Source organism: Mucilaginibacter sp. P4_C11, assembly GCF_056402115.1.
The window spans coordinates 93,051-117,290 of sequence record NZ_JBFUIA010000009.1 but is presented as its reverse complement, the minus strand read 5'-3'; the positions used below and the strand labels follow the sequence as shown (position 1 = coordinate 117,290).

Sequence of the window (24,240 nt, the reverse complement as noted above, 5' to 3'; positions counted from 1 at the left end):
TCTCTCAAAACGTTACCCGAATCCACATGCATAAAGCATAACAACAACCGGGGCATTCCTTTACATTGCCGGCATATATTTACCAAATGAGTTTAATCAGCAAAAGCGACGTGATAAAAGCAATCGGCACCGCTAAGCTTCCTGCCTTAGCATCGCTTTTAATGAGGCTGATGAAAATAGACGCTTTTAATAATATGATGCAACAGGCAGGTATTTTAACGGGTGTTGAATTTACCAGTTTTGCGCTTCAGTTTTTAGGCATCACCATCCAGGTTGATGACGAAGACCTGGCCAACATCCCCGCATCGGGTGCATTCATCGCCGTGGCCAATCACCCTTATGGTGCTGTTGAATCACTGGCGTTGCTTAATTTATTGGTATCGCGCAGGCCCGATACTTTGTTTATGGGTAACTTTCTGCTTAAACGGGTGCCTAACCTGGCCGATTATATTATAGCGGTTAATCCGTTCGAAAAAATCAAAGACAGCTCCAGCATCAGCGGACTAAAAAACACATTAGGCCAACTACGCAATGGCACACCCGTTGCCATTTTCCCGGCAGGCGAAGTTTCGGCATTTGACTTTAAAACACAGCGTGTTACCGATAGGGAATGGCACCCCGTTGTTGGAAAGCTGATCGCCAAAGCCGGCGCACCTGTGTTGCCCATTTATTTTCATGGCGATAATGGTTTAGGGTTCAGTCTGCTGCGTTACATCCATCCCTCGCTCCAAACAGCCATGTTACCCGCCGAACTTTTTAACAAAAAAGGAATGGTGCTTCGGGTACGCATAGGCAAACCCATATCGCCCAGTGACTTCCATGCACAGCAAAAAAACGACGAACTATTGCCTTTACTAAGGGCTAAAACATACGGGTTAAAAGAGGAGGCTGCATAGTGTCAGTATCTTTAGCCCATTTATACAATGTGATTTGATCCTTACTTCGGCAATAAACAACCTTTAAATATCATCCCTTAATTTACGTATCTGTTCAAGTGCCAAAACATCACTCTGATCTTTCGGCCTGTTTACTTGCTTTTTGTTGATTATCAGTTGATTGATATGCAGGAATGGTATTTTTACATTTTCAATATCGGCTACAGAAGCCATTTGCAAACATTCCTCAAAACTGTATTGCTCCAAGCCCTTCATTTCGGTGAGTATATCAAGCCGGAGACTGTTGTTTAGGTGAAATTCAGTCCAGCCAGGTGCAAATTGCATAGTTTCTATTGTCGGATAGTCGCCCATATTACAGGCTATGAAAGCTTTACGTAAGGCTCGCCTGTTTTCTAAATTGTCGTTAAGCCAAATATCCAGGTCACCTGTGAAGCGCTGATAACCATGGAAATTTATAGCGTAGCCACCTATCAAAATATATTGTACATGGTAATCTTGCAGGGCTTTCCAGAAATTAACAATTTCCTCATCAAATACATCCACAATTATTTACTGATAAATGGTTTATGAGTTATTGAAGCTTTGCTGGCAGCTTGCTGTATTTTATATAAACGGGTAGCCATTTCAAAACGCTCTTTATAGCTTCGCTTTAAACCCTCTTTTAAAAGTTCTATTTCGGCCTGATCAAATGATTGCTTCGCTTTTTCCATGACTTAAGCCATTAAATATTATCAAATTTAAGGAAAATACAGGTAAAAATAACTAACACACATATTTAAGCATAACGACTAAAGCTAAAGTAATAGCAAAACTCATCAGGGTTATAAAAATATGACATGTTTCTATTCAAGCTGATTACAATTAAGTAAATTTGTATTAGATGCAAAAAGTTTATTATGCAAATACTTGAAATAAATGTACCTGATAATAAAACCCGCCTTGTTAAGCAATTTTTAAAGGAACTTGGAGTGACTGTTAAAGTAAAAAAACAATCCGGCATTCCAAATGCGGATACTATTGCTGCTATGGCGGAACTTAAAGCCGGAAAAGGACGAAAATTCAAAAGTGTCGATGAACTGTTCGGTAGTATCTGATCAAGGAAGATGTTTGAAATAGTTACTTCCACAAAATTCTTAAAAGATCTGAAACTGCTTAAAAAACGATCTAGTTAAAGATTTACAGTTATTGCAACAGGTTATTACTACTCTTGCCGAAAAAGGGCACAGTGGATTATCTAAAAAACACAATGTCCATAAGCTCAGCGGCGACTATAAAGGTTATTGGGAATGTCACGTAAAACCTGATCTGCTGCTTATTTGGGATGAAAATGAACAAATAATGCTTCTTGAGTTGGTACGCACCGGCACGCATTCCGATCTTTTTTAATGAAATCCTACTTAACCTTATTCACCCCCTCGCTTGTCATCACCACTCTTTTTATAGTACCATCTTTATTGTAGTACAAATAATCGATACATACCGAGCGATGGAAGCTGCCTGCATCGGGCACCAGGGCGCCGTTGTGGTATATAAAATAATCTTTGCCTTTAAAGTTGATGATAGCCTGGTGGTTGGTGTTGGAGTTACCGGCAATTTCGTTGATGATGCCTTTATAAACCCAGGGGCCATTGATATTGCGGCTCATGGCATAGGCAATTTTCTCGGGGAACTCATAGGCGTATGAAAGATAATACCAGCCATTACTTTCATGTATCCATGGCGCTTCGGTATAATGCGGCAGTGTAATGGTTTTAATTTCGCCGTCCAGTTCGGTCATGTTGGGTTTTAGTTTGGCGTAGTAGCAAATACCGTTGCCCCAAAACAGGTAAGCCTGCCCGTCTTTATCAATAATAACCGATGGGTCTATGTCGTCCCAGGAGTGTTTAACGGCTTTGGTCATATCGTTGGTAACCAGGGCCGTTCCGCGGGCGTCTTTGAAGGGGCCTGTTGGGCTGTCGCTTACACCTACACCAATGGCTTTGCCATGTATGGTGGCGTGCTCAACAGCTACATACCAGTAAAACTTGCCATTGCGCTCAATTACCTGCGATGCCCAGGCATCATCCCGCGCCCAGGTAAAATCCTTTACATTCATTGGCGAAGGATGTTCTGTCCAGGTAACCATATCCGAAGATGAAAAGCATGTCCAGTTATGCATTACGTACCCGTTATGGTTGGCTGGGGCCTCGTCGTGCCCGGTATACAGGTATACTTTGCCTTTGTATACCATCGCAGCCGGATCGGCGGTATATTCATGGCGGATAATGGGATTACCGTTTGTACGGATAACGGAATCTGATTTTACGGTTTGCGCTTGCGCCGAAGCGAGGCTGCATAGCGTTAATGATAATGCGAGCAGGTATTTTGATGTCTTCATAATGTATTACATGAACCGTCATTGCGAGGCACGAAGCAATCCTACATGCTAAGCACCAGATAGTTCGGGATTGCTTCGTACCTCGCAATGAGGGTAGTTTTATTTAGCGTTTTTTATCATTCTCCTATCACCGGCCATCCATTAACCCAGTTCATTTTTTTTAATTGCAATTTGGATATGCCCCTGTCTGCTGCGTCGTAACCATGATAAATGATGTAATCGTCGCCGTCAAAGTGGGCAACGCCATTATGCCCTACGCCATACCAATTACTATCACCTTCCAATAAAATGCTGCCGCCACCTTTGTTCATGGCCAGGCCGGTTTTATCCAGGTAAGGCCCCTTTAACGTTTTTGAGCGGCCAATGATCATTTTATAAGTACTTTTAGGTCCTTTGCAGCAGTAGTCTATTGATGCAAAAAGGTAAAAGTATTTATCGTGCCTGTAAATAAACGGGCCTTCAATGGCGTTACCACCGGCATCAACCGGGTTACCATCCACAGCGGGCAGGTTTTCGCTAACCGCTTTTCTGCGCGTTGCAATGGTTGGGATATTGTCTATATTTTCGTCAACGCTTAACCTGTCGTTATTAAGCTTAACCAATTTCAATCCATCCCAAAACGAGCCGAATACCAAGTAAGGCGTGCCATCTTTATCGGTAATTAAATTAGGGTCGATAGCATTCCAATTGGTTTTACCGGGGACAGATTGGATCACTTTACCATGATCAACCCATTTATAAGCCGGATCATTGGGATGTAAAGTGGTATTGGTAGCCACGCCGATAGCCGATGTGTTTTTGCCAAACGCCGATACCGAATAAAACAAGTAGTAAAGACCATTGTAATACGAGATATCCGGCGCCCAGATATGCCCCTTAAAGCCAGGGATAGCATCAACCGCCCATTGCGGCGCGCTTGCGAACACAGGCTGTTCGCGTTTCCAATGCAACTTATCTGCCGACGACCACATGGATATACCCATGCCTGTGCAAAAAATATAATACGCACTATCCTGCTTCATGATCACCGGATCATGCACCGATATACCGGTTTTTAACTCCTGCGCATGGGCAACGATGCAGGAGGTTATCAAAAGAATGGCGATGGTTAGTTTTTTCAAAATCAATTGTTTAACTGAAGTTTTACTCCCCGTCATTGCGAGGTACGAAGCAATCCCCTACATGCTCAGTCCCACAGAGTTCAGGATTGCTTCGTACCTCGCAATGACGGAAGTTTAGGACTTGGTTATTCCTTCTATACCTTACAGATTCCGTTTTCAGGCTTCTCCTGAGGATATTCGTGACATAATCATAACCGTTTCTACTTATTCTTCAGCCTGATTATTTTAAACGTATTAGGCTCCACGTTAACATTTACCGATTTACCGCTTACCGCCATGGTGCTTTGTACCGGGCTTATCGCTGTTGGGTTATCCAACGAGTTTTCGTCGCTGCCTTTTTCGCTGTGCAGTGTTATTACGGTAGCTTTTTTCTGGTAGTTTCCGCCGTCTATTTTAAAGCTCACATTTTGGGCAGTGGCGGCGGTATTCACAAATTTGATGATCAGTTCATTGGTGTTTTTATCCAAACTGGCGGTGGCATAACAGCCATCCTGCCCTGCAACCGACTCGTTGCCCAGCATCAGGGGTACTACATCGGTACCTTTGTTAAGCGAAAATAACTGCTGTACGTAGTAGTTTGGCGTACCATAGCTTTTCAGATTATCAAACCAAATCAAATCTGGGGTCCATTGCCAGCCGTCTACATGGGCAAAAAGCGGCGCGTATGAAGCCATGCTAACAACATCGGCATTACGCTCAAGGCCGGTCATAAAGGCTGCCTCGGCAAGGGCGCATTCCCATGTATTTTTGTTTAGGGGGCTACCTGTTTGTACGCTTTGCGCGGCATATTCGCCGGCAAATATTTTTGGCCCTTTGCGGTCGTAGTTATCATAACGGCGGGCATTGTCCCTAAACCATTTTGGCGATGCGTAATAATGCTCGTCCAGGATGTCGGCACCCAGGCTGCGGAAAGTTTTGTTCAGCAGATCAAACTCCGGCCCTTTAGGGAACGGACCTAAGGCGGATACTATTTTTACATCGGGATATTTTTCTTTGATGGCTTTAGTAAATATTTTCCACCTGTCAATGTACTGTGGGCCCCACTGTTCGTTACCCACACCAATCAGTTTCAGATTAAAAGGTGCCGGGTGACCAAGATCAGTACGCAATTTGCCCCATTTGGTATTTGCATCGCCATTGGCAAATTCAATCAGGTCAAGTGCATCCTGCAAATAAGGATCAAGCTGATCCAGCGGAACCATTTCGGAAGTGTTAAACTCGCAGGCCATACCGCAATTCAGGATTGGCAGCGGCGATGCGCCAATATCTTCGGCTGTCATGAAATATTCCATAAAGCCCAAGCCAAAAGTTTGATAATAATCGGGCGCCGGGCGATGTGCGAATTCGGTATTCCAGCGGTTAATAATGTTGGTACGTTTATCAATATCGCCAATACTTTTTTTCCACTGGTAGCGGGTATTCAGCTCGCGGCCTTCTACAATACATCCGCCCGGGAAACGCAGGAAGCCAGGTTTAATATCGGCCAGCTTTTGTACCAGGTCGGCGCGTAAGCCTCCGGGCCTGTTTTTCCAGGTATGTTCAGGAAACAGCGAGATCATATCCAGGTCAATTACGCCTTTGCCCGTTAGCCAAACATAAACCTTTGCTTTTTTAGCAGTGGCCGATGCAGTAAATTTCACGCTGTAGCGGTTCCACTCCTTATCGGGAGCACTCAAATCGGCTTTGCCTATAATAGCATCGTTATCACCATGCAACTCTATATTCAGTTTTACGTTACTGTCGCCATTTTGCCTTGCCATTACCGAAAAGCTGTACGTTTCGCCCTCCTTAATGCCGGTTCCTCCGCGGAAACCTTCATTTTCCAGACCGAACGATCCGGTTTCTGAGGTTATATAAGCTTTAATAAAGTGCGGATTTTCCGGCCTTTCTGTAGCGCGGTTAATTACTTCTACCCGGCCTTCGCCGCCGTCTTTTTTGTGATCGTCCCAGGCCATCATCGGCATGTTAAACTCAAACGACCGGTTTTTTATTAATTCGGCATACACACCGCCATCAGCAGCCTGGTTAATATCTTCAAAAAAGATACCGTACATGGTTTTTTGTATGGGCGTTTTAATTTTATCGGCTTGTATGGTATAAACCCGGGGCGTTTGCGCCTGTGCCGACAAAAGCATGCCTGCACCGCAAAAAGTAAAAAAAGCTTTCCTGATCATTGTTGGTTTGTATTGGTACGCTAAAACTACAAAAAATTATTAATAAGTGTAATTTTCACAATCATTATTTTGAAGGTTTTTTCTTTTTTATCCCCTCTCGAGAGGGGCGCGCTGCGGGTTGAGCGATGGCGGGGTGTGTTGTCCTGCGTTCCCAATAAACGCTGGCTAAACACACCCCTCCGCCCCTCTCAAGAGGAGATTCGCACATTGCCTCGCTTTTGTATTTTGTCCTTTATCTTTTGTGCAAAAATCCTTTATCAAAAAAAACTTATTTCTTCTTCCCCCAAACAGCCGTACCTGTATTATCCAGCCCGGTAAATATTAAGGTTGATGCAACTTTGTTTTCCCAGTCGCGTTCGCGTTCAACTTTTAATTTGTAGGTGGCGCCGGCGGCATATTTTAGGGTAATGTAAGGTGATGCATAAGTCCAGGTGTCGGTGGCGTTGCCATCTATGGTACCGGCGGCATCCAGTTTAAAGGTAGTAGCTACCTGGAAATCGGGATTGGTTTGCTCGGTGCCGTAACCCGGAACAACGTGGTAACCTAAAGTTATCTTTTCATAAGTACCTGCAACATCCGCGGCAGCAATAGCTGTTTGGGCAACATTGGCATAACGCTCCGGCGATACTACCGGCCAGCCATCAGGTGTCCATGATATTTTGCGAACATGAAGATCCATGAAATAGGAGTTAACGCCCGGCCTGCCCTGGTGAGCCATAAAATATTGTCCGCTGCCGTCGTCAAATACAGCGCAATGCCCGGTTCCCTGCCAGCCACCATGGCCGTTAAACTGGTATGGTGCTAAAACCATTGGCCCATGATCAACGTTGGTATTGATATCCTGCCCGTTATAATCATAAAACGGACCGGTTGGGCTATCGCCCCTGCCTACCCTAACATTGTATTTGGTTTGCAGCCAATCGTAACTGATAAACAGGAAATATTTTTTCAAGTCGGGACTGTAAATCACCTCGGCACCTTCAATGTTGCCATTGTATTTGCCGCCCGTAAAACCACGGTTGGCAATGCGTTTACCTTTATCGCCGGGCGATGCTGCCAGGCCGGTTGAAGCATCCAGCTTTAAAATATAAATACCATCCCATGCCGAACCGTAATACATATACTGTTCCCCCGCAGTCGTAGTTACCACCGTTGGATCGATAGCGTTGGTTTGGATGGATGCATCATTGGCCGATGTTACCACTACCCCCTTTTCTGTCCACGGCCCCTCGGGCGATGTGGCAGTTGCCATACCGATAACACTTAACCGCGCTACGGCCGATGACAGGGAATAATACAGCCGGTATTCTGATCCCACCTTCATTACATAGGGTGCCCATAACGAGTTGAACGGGGTACCTCCTTTACCTGTGATATATGCCGAGCCCTGCCCCGGTAATGTTGAAAACACCCAGCCTACAAATTCCCACTGAACCAAATCCTTAGACCGGCGAATTTGAAGACCTGAACGGACATCTATCCCAAAGCCAACATCGGTACTGTAGCAATAATAGTAATCGCCAAATTTTTTGATGGATGGATCGTGTACATTGTATACCGTCCATTTTGGGTAATAGGTAAAAGCCGAGATATCTGCATAGGTATCCGTTATGGAATTGATATCAAAAGCTGCCGGGGTTACCGGTGTTGTTTTGGTGGTATCCGTTGGTGTTGGTGTAGGCGTTTCCTTTTTTGAGCAGGAAAATAGTACTGTTGCTAAGCTTGTTATTAACCATAAGTTTCTACCTCTTTTCATATTCATAGCTTTCTTCTTATCTCCTTAAATAAAATCATGTCATTTCGAACGATAGAGAGAAATCTTATACACTATGTTTTGCAAACTTTGCATACACGCTCGTCGCTTGTTTAAGATTTCTCTTTCGCGCTCCCGCTCTTCTCCCCGCTGCTCTATCGAAATGACATTTTTATAAAAAACATTTCAAAAGCCCTCCCCTTCAGGGGAGGGCTGGGTGGGGCTAATACCCCGGATTCTGCTGCAAACCAACGTTGGTTTGTACCTCGGTAAGCGGTATTGGCAAATACTCTTTTCCTGTTGTATAAGTATTAAATTCCGGATCGCGCGATTTTAACCAGGCCAGTTTGGTTGGATTTTGTAACCATCCCCAGCGGCGGATATCATCAAAACGGTGACCTTCCAACGAGAACTCAAGGAAACGTTCGTGACCAATCTGATCGCGCATTTCGGCCTGGCTCATGTTTGGTTTTACAGTAGCCAGGCTTGGCAAACCAACACGTGAGCGAACCTGCTGAATAAACGGATAAGCGTCGCTGGTTTGGCCCAGTTCATTCAAGCATTCGGCATACATTAACAACACATCGGCGTAGCGCATCAACCTTTCGTTAATGCCAGATCTCCAGTCGTACTCATCAGCCTGGCCGCTATCGCCGTTCTCGTATTTATGGCAAAACAAGGCATTCAGTGATGAGCTGCCTGCGTATCTATCAGCAAAATTCTGGTTGTATAATTTTTCGCCTGGTTTGTTGTAATACATGGTTACATCCAGCCGTGGGTCTGTTCCACCTGTCGCGGTTTTTTCCTGCAGATACTCGTTATACAAAGCAGGTGTTGGCTGTACATCGGTAAAGCCAAAGCTTGCAGCGCCAAAAGTAATGGCCCTGGCAGATGTACGGCCCCACCCTGACGACGGATCGCCTCCCCAGCCCAAGTCTGTTCCCCCGGCATCTCTTGAAAACTGAACCTCGAATATCGACTCCGAATTATTCTCGTTATTGGCAAAAAAGTTATCGTAATAATTGGGTACCAAACTGTAAATCCCCATATCTATCACCGATTTAAATTCAGCGGCAGCTTCGGTATATTTCTTGGTGAAAAGGTATGTTTTACCCAGGTATGCAGCGGCGGCACCTTTTGTGGCGCGGCCAACCTGGCCATCAACAGATAAACCTACGTATGTAGTTGGCAGCATGCCTTCGGCAGCTTTAAAGTCGCTGATAACCTGTGCCCAAACTACATCCTGTGTTTGTTGTTTCTGAAAGTAATCGGTACTTGACGCGGCCGGCGCCAATGGCATCGGTACATTTTTATAAAAATCGGCCAGGTGAAAGTAATATAAGCCACGCAGAAAATAAGCCTGGCCTAATACCCTTTTTTTCAGCTCGGCATCCATATTAATATCAGGCACATATTTTAAAACCTCGTTGGCGCGTAAAATACCCTGGTAGTAGGCGGTCCATGAAAACAGTACGCCATCGCCGGTACTTTGCATGTTAAACTTACCCATGTTGTAAATCTGGTCCCAGGGACTGTAGCTGGTGGCATCATCGCCCCTGGTATTCTCAACAATTGGCGAAAACCGCATATACGATCCGTCTATAATTAGGCTGCCGTATGCCGCGTTAACGCCTTTAACAGCATCAGAGGCGTTTTGCCAAAAGGTTTGTGATGTTTGAGCATTGGGGTTAACAGTAGTTAAATCCCCTTTTTTACAACTCATAATAAAACCCGACAGTACTAAACCAGTAACTACCGTTTTTTTGAATATATTTTTCATTATACTAATGTTTAATGTGAACCAATAATTATAAGCCTACCTGTAAACCAACTAATAACGTACGCGGATTAGGGAACGATCCGTAATCAAAACCGCGGTTAATAGTACCATCATTAATAAAATCAGGATCGTAACCTTTGTATTTGGTTATGGTGTACAGGTTTTGACCCGACAGGTATATCCTGAAGCTCCTGAAAACATGAGTACGGTTCAATAACGTTGCCGGTAATGTATACCCCAGTTGCGCTGTTTGCAAACGTGCGTATGAACCGCTTTGTATAAACCTGTCTGAGTTGCGGTTATTAGCATTCGGATCGCCAATTATTGGCCGTGGCACATTGGTATTGGTGTTTGAAGGTGTCCAGAAATTCAGTTCATCGGTACTGGCATTGGTGTACTGGCCTGTCATTAACGCCTGGTAAACGCCATTGGCGATTTTACTGCCGTAATTGCCCTGTATAAATATGGAGGCATCGATGTTTTTGTAGTTGGCACTCAAATTAAAGCCATAATATAGTTTAGGTATCGCCGAACCTAAGTAAACACGGTCGGCATCGTTAATAACACCGTCTTTATTGGTATCCACAAACTTAACATCGCCGGGCGCTGCACCTGTTTGGGTAGCATGCGCTGTTACATCGGCTGCATCTTTAAAAATGCCCTCGGTTTTAAATGCATAAAGCTCACCTACTTCGCCCCCTACAGCTGTTTTACTGTAAGCGCCGTAAATAGGATTACCACCATTACCCAACGATAACACTTTGTTTTTAACCGTTGATGCGTTTGCACTTATAGTATAATTAAACGGCCCGGTATCCCTGCTGCGATAAGTAACCGTAAACTCGATACCCTTGTTGGTAAACGATGCCGCGTTAACCAATGGTGTATTTATTGCACCAACCGAAACCGGAATTGGAACCGGTAAAAGGATACCTATAATTTTATTTACGTAATACTCTGATGAAAAAGCAAGCTGATCATGAAACAAACTAACATCTACGCCAATATTAGTGGTACGTTTTTGCTCCCATTTATTGGTTTGGTCAAATACCTGGGTTTGGGTTGCTCCCGATGCCAGGGTATTACCAAACACGTAACTGGCGTTTGCATTAACAACAGCCTGGTATGGATAAAAAGCAAGTGCGTTAACGTTACCCAATGTACCGTAACCTGCTTTTAATTTTAATTGGCTAATAGCATCAGGTAAATGCAGGAATTTTTCTTTCGCAAGGTTCCAGCCCACAGATACACCAGCAAAATCGCCATAGCGATTATATGATGGCAGCTGCGATGATCCATCGCGCCTGTAATTGGCCGTTAACAGGTACCTGTCATCATAATTATAGTTTATGCGCCCAAATATTGGCGAATAGAACTTACGTTCGGCGCTGTTACCAAACACTGTTTTATCGGCAGTGTTGCTTACGTTATCAAACGAAAACAGGTAAGGTTGCGGCAAGTTATAGGCAATACCTGTAAGATTATCGTTTTTGTCTTTTTGGTAAGCGGTACCGGCAAGCACCTCTACATTATGCTTCCCGACACTGAATTTGTAGCTTAATGTATTTTCGATAAGCGCTGTATAGTAGTTACCGCGTGCATCACTGTAATAGGCAGATGTGTTTGGGTAAAACCAGCCCAGATCATAAATAGGATCGAAATAAGTATTCTTGAAATCGTTACGATCGTAGCTGCCGCTTAAACGGTATTTAAGGTTTTTAATAATTTCAACTTCCATCCAGGCCGATGCCAGCATGCGGTTGCGTTGGCCGGTGCTGTTCAGCAAATTATTTACGCCAATAATGTTAAGTGAAATAGCGCGCTGTGTGTTTTGATCGACACCGCCATAACCGCCAACGCGGTTAGGATCAAGAATAGGCATGGTTGGTATAGCCGTAACCAAATCAACTATTTGGTTACCCGTACCATGTAAATGCGGATACGCCAGGTTATTATAATCGCCCTCGGTATAGGCAAACTTGGTACCGAAAGATACGATCCCTTTTTTACCCTGCACATTACCGCTCAGATTATAACGGCTGTATGAGGGCCCCGAAACTGTTGTACCTGTTTGGTTAAAATAATCAAAGGCAACGTTATAGTTAACAGTTTCGGTACCGCCCGACAGGCCCAGGTCATGGCTTTGGGTATAACCGGTTTTAAACCCCGATTTTTGCCAGTCGGTATTTACGTTGCTGATAAATTTGCTTGATGATGGGTCATTACCTGGGGCCAATGATAAACCTGCATTAGTTTCGGCAGCATCGGCAATTTTCTGGTAACCTACCCTATCGGTAACAGATAAAGTTTTAGGATTTTTTTGGAAGCCTGCATACCCGTTATAGTTAATTTTCATCGGCCCGTTTTTACCTTTTTTGGTGGTGATGATAACCACACCATTAGCACCCCGGAAACCATAAATGGCACCCGCAGATGCATCTTTAATAACCTGCAAACTTTCTATATCGGTAGTAGGAAAATCAAATGGTTCCATAGTTGGCACGCCATCTATGATATACAACGGATTGTTATTTATTAATGAGCTTACACCACGGATGCGGATAGATACGCCTTCGCCCGGCACACCCGATCCGTTTACCTGCACGCCTGCCACCTGGCCTTGTAACGCCCTGGCAATATCGGGAGTGGTACGTTTGTTGGCCTCTTTAAGGTTTACCACAGTAACAGAGCCCGTAAGGTTCTCCTTTTTTTGTGTACCGTAACCTACAACTATAACCTCGTTTAATGAATTTGACGCCGCCTTAAGCTGCATATTGAGCGAAGAATTGCCATTTAAAGGCGATTCCTGGCTGGCATAACCCACAAACGAAAATACCAATACTACATTGCTGGCGCTGGCATCCGGTATGTTTAATACGTACCGGCCCTGTACATCGGTTTGGGTGGCCACGTTAGTGCCTTTTACCTTTATGGTAACGCCCGGCATGGGCTGGTCGGTTTCGTCGGTAACCTTACCCGTTATGGTAAGTACCGAAACCGTGGCGCCTTTTTCCGATAATATCACCAGGTTATTATCACTCAGCTTATAAACCAGGTTGGTTTTGGCAAGCAGTGCAGCCATTGTTTCGTCTAACGACGCATTGGTAACATTAAGGCTGGCAGGCAAATCATTTTTAGCCAGTATGTCATCATTGTACAAAAAACGGTAGTCAGATTTTTTTTCAATCTCCTTGAACGCCTTTTTTAAGGTAACATTCTGAAAATTAACATTTATAATCGTCTGGCCGTATCCTTTTGCGAAAGCCTGTAATGACGAAGCAATCACCAGGGCAAGGATAAATTTACACATAAGAAATATTTTCAAAAATTGGTTTAACCGCACTTGGTTAATGCGGTGTACATTTTTTTTCATAATTTAGCATTAAGGTTGTTTAACTATTTGGTTTTCAAAAGGGCTGGTAGTTAACTTTTACCACATATACGGGGGGATGCGTCAACATTCTCCCGTTTTTTGGTTTTAGTTTAGATACTTATTCAAGCATAGGCTGTTAATTTTTGGTTAAATGATTAATAAACTAAAATTTGATTGTTATCGGTTTTATAATGGAAATAGGTTGTGGTTTGCAGGGCTATTAAAGCTTTACCAATAGTTTCGTTTTGAAATCTACCTGTAAATCTTAATTTCTTTAGTTCGTCGTTCCTGAAGGAAATAGTTACACCATAGCGGCGTTCCAACTTTTTGGCCAGGCTTTCAAAGTCTTCGGCATCAAAAGCAAATTTATTTTCTACCCAAAGAGCTTCTGATGGCAGGCTGTCTTTTTTGGCCAGGTGGATGCGACTTAAGGCCATCAATGGTATTTCTTCGGTTATTTTAGTGGCTAATTGGGCCGGCAATTTTGCGGGGGTAAGCGCAGGCTCGTTGTTAATGGTAAGCTTATCAGCTGCCTGTAAAATAATTTTCTTTTCAGGGGTTTTTAAAACGGTAAGTTCAATGCGGCCCCGTATCAATGATGCCTCGGATGTTTTATCATTGCTATAGGCCCGCACGTTAAATTTGGTACCCAGCACCTTAATGCTGATGGTTGACGTGGTAACTATAAATGGGTGTTCGGTATCTTTTACAACATCAAACAAGGCCTCCCCTACAAGCTTAACATCTCGCTGCTCCATGCCATACCCTGCGCCATAAACCAACTTACTGCCCGAGTTTAACCAAACCCGGGTACCATCCGGCAGTTGAATTTTGCTTATGCCGTTTGCAGGCGCTGTTATCTCGTTGGTTTTGTTATTGTTGGCAGCACCTTTTTTGCTAAATATCACAAATACCAACGCGAAACAGGCTGCTATAGCCAGAGATATAATTTTAAGGTATTTCACAATACCTGATTTTGCTGTAACCTGTCCAGAGTTTTCTGATTGGGCCAACTCGCCGGCCTCTGCTTTATCGGCTGTATCAAGTTTATCTTCAAAGGCAGCCCATTTAGCTTCCAGTTTGTCGTCGGCTTTTATTTTATTTTCTTCGCGCCATAAATTTTCCAGTAAATCAACCGGATATAAATCGGTACCGCCTTGCCGCAAAAGTTCCTCCAGTTCGGCCAACTCCTCGGCGGTAGCCTCCCCACTTAACTTTTTACCAATAAGTATCCAGATATTGTTGATCATTATTTACGTCTCTATTTGTAAAGACTGCAATTAATGGAAACACCCTGGTGGGAATGTTATTTTTTTAATTAATTTCTCGTCTATCGCAGCAAAGGGTTTAGCAGAAATAATCTGATTTATATGAGGCCTTTTATACCTGAGTAACCAATGGGCGGGAAGCCTTTTCACTTATTAAGATGGGCACATCATGTTGAATATTAAAGGCCGGCATATTGTCGAGTTTGAGCAAGGCGGCGCTGAACGTGCGAAATATGGTTCGGAGTTGTTAATCAAGCTCGCAAAAGATTTGTCTGGGCTGCACGGAAAAGGATTTAGTTTCAGTAACGTCAATTATATGAGACAATTTTACATTGCTTACCTCATTGGCGCGACGGTGTAGTACCTATTGACTTGGTCATATTTAAAAGAGTATGACAACACTTTTTGCCTCATCTATATCAGATGTATAATCATTCTTAGTAGTTTTGACATAGCAGCATGCAGAAATGAAATCACAAAACAATCCCTTCCCGCTTTTAGAGAATATCAAAACCGTTATCGCCGAGACGCAACATTACATTGTGAGGAATGTTAATGCTGCTATTATCCTTGCTTATTTTCGGATAGGCAAGATGATTGTTGAAGATGAGCAACAAGGGAACCAACGGGCTGAATACGCTAATGAAACTATTGCCCGCTTAAGCAGAGAATTGAACAGAGAGTTTGGCAAGGGGTACTCTTCAGATAATCTTGAGCGGTTTCGCAAATTTTACATTGTATATCAAAATCGAATTTCCGCATCGTTGATGCGGAAATTCGATCAGTCATTAATTTCCCAATCACCGACTGGGGAATTTACTATCCCTTTTCATTTAAGCTGGACTCACTATATCCAATTACTTAAAATTAAAAACGAAGATGAACGCAACTTTTATGAAATAGAAGCTGCGGCAAATAATTGGTCGGTAAGAGAATTGCAGCGGCAATACAATTCGGCATTATTTGAAAGGTTAGCTTTAAGCAAGGATAAAGACGGAGTTAAACAGCTTGCAACAAAAGGACAAATAGTAGAAAAGCCTGCCGATGCACTTAAAAGCCATTACGTGTTAGAGTTTCTTGGATTAAAAGAAGAAATTAAGTACTCTGAAAATGACTTTGAAACCGCCATTATAGATAAGTTAGAGCATTTTATGCTGGAACTTGGTAAAGGGTTTCTATTTGAAGGAAGGCAGCGCAGGTTCACATTTGAAGGAGATAGCTTTTTTGTTGATCTTGTTTTTTATAACAGACTTTTAAAATGCTTTGTACTTTTCGACTTAAAGATTGGAAAGTTAACCCACCAGGATATCGGGCAGATGCAGATGTATGTAAACTTTTATGATAGAAAAATAAAAACGAAGGATGAAAACCCAACAATAGGTATAATTCTTTGCAAAGAGGAAAACAGAACGGTTATAGAATTCACCCTTCCAGAGGATAACAATCAAATATTTGCCAAGGAGTATAAAGCGGTATTACCAAGCAAAGAAGCCCTTAAAAGGCAGCTGGAGTAAACAGATAATTATATTAAAGCACCATTCAAATAAAATTCACCCAATAACTACCACCCCCGCAGCCAATGAAGCCGTCCTATAATAACCCCAAACTGATAGATCTGAGCCACGTTATTTTCGACGGATTGATAACCTATAAAGGTTTACCGGCGCCAATCATTTGCGATTATTTAAGCAGCGAAAAATCAAGAGGGCTTTATGAAACCGGCACAGAGTTCCAGATAGGGAAAATTGAAATGGTAACCAATACGGGCACTTACATTGATTGCCCTTTCCACCGGTTTGAACATGGAGCCGACCTGGCCGAAGTTTCTCTTGAACAATTTGCCAACCTTGATGCCATCACTATAAATGCCAGCGATGTAACAGCAATTGGCGCTGATTTTTTTCGTGACAAGAGCGTTCGGGGTAAGGCAGTAATTGTATTTACCGGCTGGAGCAAACATTGGAATACCGACGCCTATTTTGAAAACCACCCCTATCTTACAGCCGAAGCTGCCCAATACTTAAAGGAACAGGAAGTAAAGCTGGTGGGGATAGATAGCCATAACATTGATGATACTACTGGCAAAAGCCGGCCGGTACATACCACATTATTGGGTGCCGGCATTTTGATAGTGGAGCATTTATGTAACCTGGACAAACTCCCCCCGGATGGTTATAAATTTAACGCTGTGCCACCTAAGTTTAAGGGCGTAGGTACCTTCCCGGTAAGGGCTTACGCGATGGTGGCGGGCTGATGAGGAAGCTTCACGTGTTAACAAAGCAATTTTCAATAGCCTGTTTGTGTTTATATACCAGATATTTGATTAAAAAATCACCAAATGACCAGGAAAATAATATCGGTTATTGCAGGCTATGTTGTGTTTGCAGTCAGCTCGGTTTTGCTGTTTAAATTAATGGCCCAGCCACCTCATCAGGATGCATCAATCACTTTTAAACTATTGACCATAGTTTATGGCGCATTTTTTTCGGTTTTAGCCGGTTTTATATTGCAACTGATAGCCAGGCAAACAAAACTTACACTGAATTTCATTTTAGCTTTAGTGATCTTTTTGCTGGCCGCCATATCAATGCTGACATCTGCCGGAAGCCACTGGACACAGTTATTTGCTATGTTTATTTTTGCACCGGTATCTGTTTTAGGCGGGTATTTGAAGCTGCGGTAGGTGAAGTAAGGGGCTGAAAAACTAAAGAAATTAAAAGCCAAAACAATCACATTGCCTTGTATAAATGTAATTTATTAACTAATATTGCCTTGTATAAATGTAAATTAAGTCGCAAAATTGCCTTGTATAAATGTACTTATTCAGAAATATAGATAAAGAACTAACCTCATGGGGTAAAGAAAAAGAGGGTAAACCTTTGTTGTTGCGAGGAGCACGGCAGGTGGGCAAATCCACTGCTGTCAAGGAACTATCAAAACAATTCGATTATTTTTTAGAAATTAACTTTGAAGAGCAGCGACGGGTCCATCAACTTTTTGAAGGAGATTTAAACCCTGAAGAGCTTTGCGAAAACCTGTCGATATTATATAACGTTCCTATTATGCCCGGTAAAACGCTGTTGTTTTTTGATGAAATACAGGCTTGCATACCCGCCATATCTTCTTTGCGTTTTTTTTACGAAAAATATCCACGATTACATGTAATTGCAGCAGGGTCGTTACTAGAATTTGCCCTGGCTGAGACTCCCTCTTTCGGAGTAGGCAGGATAAGATCACTTTTTGTATATCCACTATCATTTAACGAATACCTTGAAGGCATTGGTGAACATCAACTTTTAACTGCAAAAAAAAACGCCTCTATTAAAAAACCATTGGCTGCGCCTATACATCAAAAATTACTGGCTCATATTAAACGTTTTTTGGTATTGGGTGGCATGCCCGAGGTGGTGGCAGCTTACGTAAACAATGGTAATCTTAATTCCTGCGGACAAGTATTGGATGATCTTATAATCTCTTTAAAGGCTGATTTTGCGAAATACAAAAAAAGGGTTCCTTCATTACGCATTTCAGAAGTGTTCAACTCTGTAATACAGCAGTCTGGAGGCAAATTCATATATAACAAAGCTGCTATAGAGGCCAATCACAAGCAAATTAAAGAAGCAACAGACCTGCTCATCATGGCCGGATTAGTTATCCCCGTAACCCATACATCAGCAAACGGGCTGCCTTTGGGGGCCGGAGCAGACCCTAAAAAACGTAAGATGCTATTGTTAGATACAGGCATCTTTCAACGTTTACTGGGTTTGCCTATTTCAGAGATATTGTTTGAAGATGATTTTGACGCCATCAACAAAGGGGCTATTGCCGAACAATATGTGGGATTAGAGCTACTAAAATCATCTTCATGCTACCGGCAGGAAAATCTGTATTTCTGGCACCGGGAAACAAAAAGTAGCAATGCCGAGGTAGATTATGTTGTTCAGCAAAATGAAAATGTCATACCCATCGAAGTAAAATCGGGTAAAAAGGGATCCATGCAAAGCTTGTTTCTTTTTTTAAGCGAAAAAAAAACGCCATTTGGAGTTCGTTTTTCGCTGGAAAATTACGCGGCTTATGAAAATATCAGAGTATATCCCATTTACGCGGTGTCCGAGCTCAACCCAGCGGTGTAAACAAGGCGATCACCTGTTATTTTTCAGAAAGCACTTTTCCGTGAGCAGCCACCTGGTCTTTTTGCGAATTAACTATCCCAACCGAAATTTGCCGCAGCGCATTGCCCATGTGGTATTCTACCGTTTTGATAGATAAGCTTAACAGTTCGGCAACTTCGCGATATTTAAGGCCATCTTCTTTTACCAGTTTAAAAACCAGTTTGCATTGGTCTGATAGCTTACTGAGCGACTTGTTGATAAGCGCTGCAGTATCACTGCATATCATTTTGTCTTCGCCTGTAGCTGCCGAATCGACAATCTCAACCTCAACATCATCAATATTTACCTGGTTCAGCTTGGCTTTTGAAACATGTGTTAACGATTTATTTTTAACCGACATGTAGCAATAGTTATTAAAGTTACCAATGTCGGCTAATCTTGCGCGCTGCATCCAAAGGTTTAAAAACACATCGTCTATGATCTCCTCGGCGGCCTCATCGGTTTTTACAAACGATTTAGCAAACCAAAATAATTTGCTGTAATAAAACAGGTACACCCTTTTAAAGGATGCCCTGTTGTTATTTAAAGCAATATCATTTAGCAGATATTTTATTTCGGTATCCAACATCTCAATTCGGGATAATAATCATCAAACGGTAACACCAATTAGCTTAAACAATCCTATTTATTGCTGAATTTGTAGATGGTTGTGGTATGATAAGTTTGCCCCGGCTTTAACAAGGTTGATGCAAACGCAGGCTGGTTTGGCGCATCAGGAAAATGCTGCGTCTCCATACAAAATGCCGAACGGTGTGGGTATGCTTTACCGTCTTTACCATCTTTGGTTGCACCGGTTAAAAAGTTACCGCTATAAAACTGCAGGCCCGGCTCATCGGTATATATGTCCATCACAATACCTGTTTTAGGGCTGCTTACCGTAGCTATCGATTTACTGATGTCATGCTTATTCAACGCGAAGTTATGGTCGTACCCTTTACCGTTTTTCAGTTGGTCGTCTTTATCGTTAATATTGGCACCAATGGCTTTTGCGGTGGTAAAATCAAAAGGTGTGCCTTTTACCGGCTGTAATTTCCCTGTCGGGATCAGTGTGGTATCAACCGGCGTTATGTTGTCGGCATCAATTTTTACTACGTTATCTAATATAGTAGAGTCGCCCGCGCCGTTCAGGTTAAAATAGGCATGGTTGGTAAGGTTTACTATGGTAGTTTTATCAGTAGTTGCGGTATACTCTATTTTCAGCGCGTTATCAGCAGTTAGGGTATAAGTTACTTTGCTGGTAAGCGTACCGGGGTAGCCACCTTCGCCGTCGTTAGATACATAGGTAAGGTTAAGGGTACTGTCATTGGGTTGCGCGGCTTCAAATACCTGCGCGTAAAAACCTTTAAAGCCACCATGCAGGGTATTTACACCATCGTTTATATCCAGCTGGTATGCTTTGCCGTCCAGGTTAAATTTTCCTTTGCCAATGCGGTTACCGTAGCGGCCTATAATAGCGCCAAAAAATGGTTCTTTTGGCTTTTGGTAAGTTTTTACGCTATCATATCCTAAAACCACATCCGTTAAAGCTCCTTTATTATCGGGTACCAGCAGGCTTACAACGCGGCCGCCATAATTGGTGATGGCTACGCTGGCGCCTTTGCTGTTTTTTAATGTGTAAAGTTTAACAGGCTTGCCATTTATGGTAGCCTCAAAGTTTTTGGCATCGGGTGCCGCGGCGGCTACTGTTGATGTGGAATCGGTGGCAGGCTTCTTTTCGGCAGGGCCGCTGCAACCAACTAATAGCGATAACGCCATGCTATAAAATAAGTACTGTTTTTTGTATACTTTTTGCATAATTCCTGAAGTTTTTTGCCGCTTTTTTAACCTTTTTTGAAGTTTTTTTAACGGTTTAACTGGTTATAATTTGGTGTTTGGTTTTGTGATCGGGGCAATTGGCCGCCCTAATTAAAATCTAAGGTAGAATAAAATTTATTTAATTGTGAAAAAAACAATTAAAATATTTTTACTTTTATTGGTGTAAGCCAAACACCAATAAAGCCCGCCAAATCAATTTTAAAGCTGTTTTGCCAGTAAAATGGCATTATATTTTACTTTTTGAGCGGTCAAAAAATTACATTTGGCGCTTTTTTTACCCCTCCACATGCAAAAATATTCGAAACAAACGCGACTTTTACTGGCAGTTGACTGCATTATATTTGGATTTGATGGCGATACTTTAAAAATTTTGCTGATTAAAAGGGGCTTCGAACCCGAGAAAGGGAACTGGAGTTTGATGGGCGGTTTTGTACAGGTTGCCGAGAGCCTTGACCAGGCGGCCAACCGCATTTTAAAACAACTTACCGGCCTTGAAGGTGTTTATTTAGAGCAATTACACACATTTGGCAACACAAAACGCGATCCTATTGAACGCACCGTATCAATTACTTACTTTGCCTTAATAGATATCAACAAATACGAAATACAGCTAAGTAAAGATTACCATGCCGATTGGTTCCCGCTAAAACGTGTACCCAAACTCATTTTCGACCAGCAGGAAATGGTAGAGACTGCAAAAAAACGCATCAGGTACAAAGCCGCCATGCACCCTATTTTGTTTGAACTTTTACCGGCCAGGTTTACAATTCCGCAATTGCAAACCCTTTACGAGAGTGTTTTTAACACCCAGATTGACAAACGGAATTTTAGCAAACGCGTTTTGGCCACAGGTTTACTCATTAAACTAAATGATAAAGACAAAGCCGGCTCAAAACGCGGCGCATACTATTACCAATTGAACATGCAAAACTATTATGCTAAATTTCAGGCATTTATGAATTTTATCCCCAACCCGGATACCCTATCAAACTAAGGTTTAAAGCCTCTGTTTTAGTAACAATTAAAATGTTTTTGAATAAAAATTTTTTATTGTAAAAAAATAAGTGTTACTTCAACACGAATTATTTAACCAATATGAGAGAAGACCAATTTGTGATTGGAGTGGACTATGGGTCCGACTCCGTTCGCTCCGTGTTAATCAACGCACACAACGGCGAAGAAATAGCCTCATCCGTATTCAATTACCCGCGCTGGCAGCAGGGTTTATTTTGCAAACCGGCCGAAAACCAGTTCAGGCAACACCCCCTTGACTATATAGAAGGATTAGAAACTACTATAAAAGATTGTATTGCAAAGGCAGGAGGCGCCGAAGTAGCCAAAGCGGTAAAAGGCTTATCGGTAGATACTACGGGATCAACCCCTATTGCTGTTGATAAAACAGGTACGCCATTAGCATTAACGCCCGGTTTTGAGCAAAACCCTAATGCCATGTTCATCTTATGGAAGGATCATACCTCGGTATTGGAAGCTGCCCAGATCAATGAACATGCCACAAAATTTGATACCAATTATTTAAAATATGTAGGCGGCATCTACTCCTCCGAGTGGTTTTGGGCCAAATTGCTGCATATTGTAAGGGTTGATGCCCAGGTACACCAAACCCTGCACTCCTGGGTAGAGCATTGCGATTGGATCCCGTTCCTGTTAACAGGCGGTACCGATGTTAAAGAAATTAAACGCGGTCGTTGCTCTGCCGGTCACAAAGCCTTATGGGCCGAAGAATTTGGCGGCTTGCCGCCGGACGAATTTTTCTCGTCGCTTGATCCGTTATTGACGGGTATTACCGATAAGTTATTTAAAGATACCTACACCGCCGATGAAGCTGCAGGAACCCTGAGTGCAGAATGGGCCGAAAGATTAGGCTTATCAACCGATGTTATTGTAGGTACAGGCGCCTTTGATGCACACATGGGCGCGGTAGGCGGCCAGATTGAGCCATACCACTTAAGTAAAGTAATGGGTACATCAACCTGCGATATTTTGGTTGCACCATCTGTTGAGGTTGAAGGCAAACTGGTAGCTGGTATTTGCGGGCAGGTAAACGGCTCGGTTATACCGGGCATGACAGGTTTAGAAGCCGGCCAGTCGGCCTTTGGGGATACTTATGCCTGGTTTAAAAACGTGCTTTTATGGCCTTTAAATAACCTGTTATCGCAATCAGCCATTATTGATACAGCCACCGCCGAGGCTTTAAAAGCCGAAATGGCCGAGCTAATCATCCCTGAACTAAGCCGCCAGGCCGATTTATTGCCTTTGGATTTTGATAATGAACTGTCTATCGATTGGTTTAACGGCCGCCGCACACCGGATGCCAACCAGGAATTAAAAGGTGCTATAACCGGTTTAGGCTTAGGCAGCGATGCGCCGCGCGTATTCCGCTCATTGGCCGAGGCTACCTGTTTTGGGGCTAAAAGCATTGTTGAGCGTTTTATTAGCGAGGGTATTCCGGTTAAAGGTATTATAGGGATTGGCGGCGTGGCCAAAAAGTCGCCATTTGTAATGCAGATGATGGCCGATGTTTTAGGGATGCCTATCCGCATTCACCAGTTTAAGCATACCTGTGCCCTGGGCGCGGCCATGTTTGCAGCTGTTGTTGCCGGCATTTATCCAACGGTTGAAGATGCCATGCAGGGTATGGGTCGCGGGTTTGATGTGGAGTATTATCCTAATAAAGAAAAAGAGGCCTTGTACCTGGCCCGTTACAACAAATACAAAACCTTAGGCAGTTTTATAGCGCAGCAAATAGTGGCAAAAGCAACCCAGGATGTTAAAGATAATTCTGTTTTGGCATGAGTAAGTATCAACACATAAAACAAGCTGCCTATGACGCTAATATGCAGCTGCCCAAATTGGGCCTGGTACTTTTTACCTTTGGCAACGTAAGCGCTGTGGATAGAGAGTTGGGCGTTTTTGCTATAAAACCAAGTGGTGTACCTTACGAAGATCTGTCGCCCGAGAAAATGGTGATCGTTGATTTTGATGGGGTTACAGTAGAGGGCGATCTGCGCCCATCGTCAGATACCAAAACACATGCGGTACTGTATAAACACTGGCCAAACATTGGGGGTATTGTGCATACGCACTCTACTTATGGTACTGCCTGGGCGCAATCGCAGCGCGACATTCCTATCTTCGGCACCACACATGCCGACCACCTAACGGCCGATATCCCTTGCGCGCCGCCCATGAGCGATGCAATGATTGAAGGCGACTATGAATACCAAACAGGTTTCCAGATCATGGATCATTTTACAGCCGGTGGATTAGATTATAACGAAGTTGAAATGGTTTTAGTAGGCAACCATGCCCCATTTACCTGGGGCAAAACAGCGCACAAGGCGGTTTACAACAGCGCCGTTTTAGAGGCAGTTGCCCAAATGGCCTACTTAACCGAACAAATTAATAACCAGGCCCCGCGTTTGAAGGATTCGCTCATCAAAAAACATTTTGAACGCAAACACGGACCAAACTCATACTACGGCCAATAATT

The 24,240-nt window shown here is 43.1% G+C and carries 21 protein-coding genes and 1 pseudogene; 11 read left to right on the top strand and 11 right to left on the bottom strand.

What is annotated here, in order from left to right:
- Positions 1 to 86: 86 nt before the first annotated feature.
- The gene (locus tag AC1DU2_RS10525; RefSeq protein WP_477384199.1) at positions 87 to 896 is read left to right on the top strand and encodes a lysophospholipid acyltransferase family protein; all 810 of its coding nucleotides are present in this window, start codon (positions 87 to 89) and stop codon (positions 894 to 896) included.
- 63 nt (positions 897 to 959) lie between these two features.
- Here the strand turns inward: AC1DU2_RS10525 and AC1DU2_RS10520 are convergent, their stop codons facing one another.
- Together AC1DU2_RS10520 and AC1DU2_RS10515 are read right to left on the bottom strand one after the other, a co-directional pair.
- Positions 960 to 1,439, bottom strand: coding sequence for a nucleotidyltransferase (locus AC1DU2_RS10520; RefSeq protein WP_477384197.1), 480 nt, complete (start codon positions 1,437 to 1,439; stop codon positions 960 to 962).
- 2 nt (positions 1,440 to 1,441) lie between these two features.
- The gene (locus AC1DU2_RS10515; protein WP_477353744.1) at positions 1,442 to 1,606 is read right to left on the bottom strand and encodes a hypothetical protein; all 165 of its coding nucleotides are present in this window, start codon (positions 1,604 to 1,606) and stop codon (positions 1,442 to 1,444) included.
- Positions 1,607 to 1,792: 186 nt separating this feature from the next.
- On the opposite strand from AC1DU2_RS10515, the gene AC1DU2_RS10510 reads away from it, so the two are divergent.
- Together AC1DU2_RS10510 and AC1DU2_RS10505 are read left to right on the top strand one after the other, a co-directional pair.
- A complete protein-coding gene (locus AC1DU2_RS10510; RefSeq protein ID WP_477384195.1) occupies positions 1,793 to 1,990 on the top strand; it encodes a hypothetical protein in 198 nt (65 codons plus the stop codon).
- 76 nt (positions 1,991 to 2,066) lie between these two features.
- Positions 2,067 to 2,282: pseudogene (locus AC1DU2_RS10505) on the top strand (type II toxin-antitoxin system YafQ family toxin); the annotation flags it as partial.
- A 7-nt stretch (positions 2,283 to 2,289) separates the two neighbouring features.
- On the opposite strand, the gene AC1DU2_RS10500 reads toward AC1DU2_RS10505, so the two are convergent.
- The 7 genes from AC1DU2_RS10500 to AC1DU2_RS10470 form a co-directional block, all read right to left on the bottom strand.
- A complete protein-coding gene (locus tag AC1DU2_RS10500) occupies positions 2,290 to 3,273 on the bottom strand; it encodes a glycoside hydrolase family 43 protein (protein WP_477384193.1) in 984 nt (327 codons plus the stop codon).
- A 116-nt stretch (positions 3,274 to 3,389) separates the two neighbouring features.
- A complete protein-coding gene (locus AC1DU2_RS10495) occupies positions 3,390 to 4,394 on the bottom strand; it encodes a family 43 glycosylhydrolase (RefSeq protein ID WP_477353736.1) in 1,005 nt (334 codons plus the stop codon).
- Positions 4,395 to 4,594: 200 nt separating this feature from the next.
- Entirely contained in the window at positions 4,595 to 6,568 is a 1,974-nt protein-coding gene (locus tag AC1DU2_RS10490) for an alpha-L-arabinofuranosidase C-terminal domain-containing protein (RefSeq protein WP_477384191.1), read from the bottom strand.
- A 268-nt stretch (positions 6,569 to 6,836) separates the two neighbouring features.
- Positions 6,837 to 8,324 carry a family 43 glycosylhydrolase gene (locus AC1DU2_RS10485; protein WP_477384189.1) on the bottom strand — a complete coding sequence of 496 codons (1,488 nt, stop codon included), beginning with the start codon at positions 8,322 to 8,324 and terminating at the stop codon, positions 6,837 to 6,839.
- A gap of 220 nt (positions 8,325 to 8,544) precedes the next feature.
- Entirely contained in the window at positions 8,545 to 10,101 is a 1,557-nt protein-coding gene (locus AC1DU2_RS10480; protein ID WP_477384187.1) for a RagB/SusD family nutrient uptake outer membrane protein, read from the bottom strand.
- A gap of 28 nt (positions 10,102 to 10,129) precedes the next feature.
- The gene (locus AC1DU2_RS10475) at positions 10,130 to 13,411 is read right to left on the bottom strand and encodes a TonB-dependent receptor (protein ID WP_477384185.1); all 3,282 of its coding nucleotides are present in this window, start codon (positions 13,409 to 13,411) and stop codon (positions 10,130 to 10,132) included.
- Between the two features lie 218 nt (positions 13,412 to 13,629).
- Positions 13,630 to 14,724, bottom strand: a complete 1,095-nt coding sequence (locus AC1DU2_RS10470; RefSeq protein WP_477384183.1) for a FecR family protein — start codon at positions 14,722 to 14,724, stop codon at positions 13,630 to 13,632.
- Between the two features lie 187 nt (positions 14,725 to 14,911).
- On the opposite strand from AC1DU2_RS10470, the gene AC1DU2_RS10465 reads away from it, so the two are divergent.
- The 5 genes from AC1DU2_RS10465 to AC1DU2_RS10445 all read left to right on the top strand — a co-directional run bounded on the left by AC1DU2_RS10465 (position 14,912) and on the right by AC1DU2_RS10445 (position 18,875).
- Positions 14,912 to 15,103 (top strand): DUF1016 N-terminal domain-containing protein, encoded by a 192-nt coding sequence (locus AC1DU2_RS10465; RefSeq protein WP_477353724.1) that lies wholly within the window; start codon positions 14,912 to 14,914, stop codon positions 15,101 to 15,103.
- Between the two features lie 106 nt (positions 15,104 to 15,209).
- Positions 15,210 to 16,256: a PDDEXK nuclease domain-containing protein gene (locus tag AC1DU2_RS10460; RefSeq protein ID WP_477384181.1), complete on the top strand. Its 1,047-nt coding sequence runs from the start codon at positions 15,210 to 15,212 to the stop codon at positions 16,254 to 16,256.
- A 65-nt stretch (positions 16,257 to 16,321) separates the two neighbouring features.
- On the top strand, positions 16,322 to 16,996 hold the full coding sequence (locus AC1DU2_RS10455; protein WP_477384179.1) for a cyclase family protein: 675 nt from the start codon (positions 16,322 to 16,324) through the stop codon (positions 16,994 to 16,996).
- An 84-nt stretch (positions 16,997 to 17,080) separates the two neighbouring features.
- Positions 17,081 to 17,425: a hypothetical protein gene (locus AC1DU2_RS10450; RefSeq protein WP_477384177.1), complete on the top strand. Its 345-nt coding sequence runs from the start codon at positions 17,081 to 17,083 to the stop codon at positions 17,423 to 17,425.
- A gap of 130 nt (positions 17,426 to 17,555) precedes the next feature.
- Positions 17,556 to 18,875, top strand: coding sequence for an ATP-binding protein (locus AC1DU2_RS10445; protein WP_477384175.1), 1,320 nt, complete (start codon positions 17,556 to 17,558; stop codon positions 18,873 to 18,875).
- A gap of 16 nt (positions 18,876 to 18,891) precedes the next feature.
- On the opposite strand, the gene AC1DU2_RS10440 is transcribed toward AC1DU2_RS10445, so the two are convergent.
- Positions 18,892 to 19,482 carry an RNA polymerase sigma-70 factor gene (locus AC1DU2_RS10440; RefSeq protein WP_477384173.1) on the bottom strand — a complete coding sequence of 197 codons (591 nt, stop codon included), beginning with the start codon at positions 19,480 to 19,482 and terminating at the stop codon, positions 18,892 to 18,894.
- A gap of 53 nt (positions 19,483 to 19,535) precedes the next feature.
- The gene (locus AC1DU2_RS10435) at positions 19,536 to 20,708 is read right to left on the bottom strand and encodes an aldose epimerase family protein (protein WP_477384171.1); all 1,173 of its coding nucleotides are present in this window, start codon (positions 20,706 to 20,708) and stop codon (positions 19,536 to 19,538) included.
- Between the two features lie 307 nt (positions 20,709 to 21,015).
- On the opposite strand from AC1DU2_RS10435, the gene AC1DU2_RS10430 reads away from it, so the two are divergent.
- The 3 genes from AC1DU2_RS10430 to AC1DU2_RS10420 all read left to right on the top strand — a co-directional run bounded on the left by AC1DU2_RS10430 (position 21,016) and on the right by AC1DU2_RS10420 (position 24,238).
- A complete protein-coding gene (locus AC1DU2_RS10430) occupies positions 21,016 to 21,723 on the top strand; it encodes an NUDIX hydrolase (protein WP_477384169.1) in 708 nt (235 codons plus the stop codon).
- Between the two features lie 101 nt (positions 21,724 to 21,824).
- Positions 21,825 to 23,543, top strand: coding sequence for a ribulokinase (locus tag AC1DU2_RS10425; protein WP_477384167.1), 1,719 nt, complete (start codon positions 21,825 to 21,827; stop codon positions 23,541 to 23,543).
- Positions 23,540 to 24,238, top strand: coding sequence for an L-ribulose-5-phosphate 4-epimerase (locus AC1DU2_RS10420; RefSeq protein WP_477384165.1), 699 nt, complete (start codon positions 23,540 to 23,542; stop codon positions 24,236 to 24,238). The genes AC1DU2_RS10425 and AC1DU2_RS10420 overlap by 4 nt, the downstream gene beginning before the upstream one ends.
- Positions 24,239 to 24,240 lie beyond the last annotated feature (2 nt).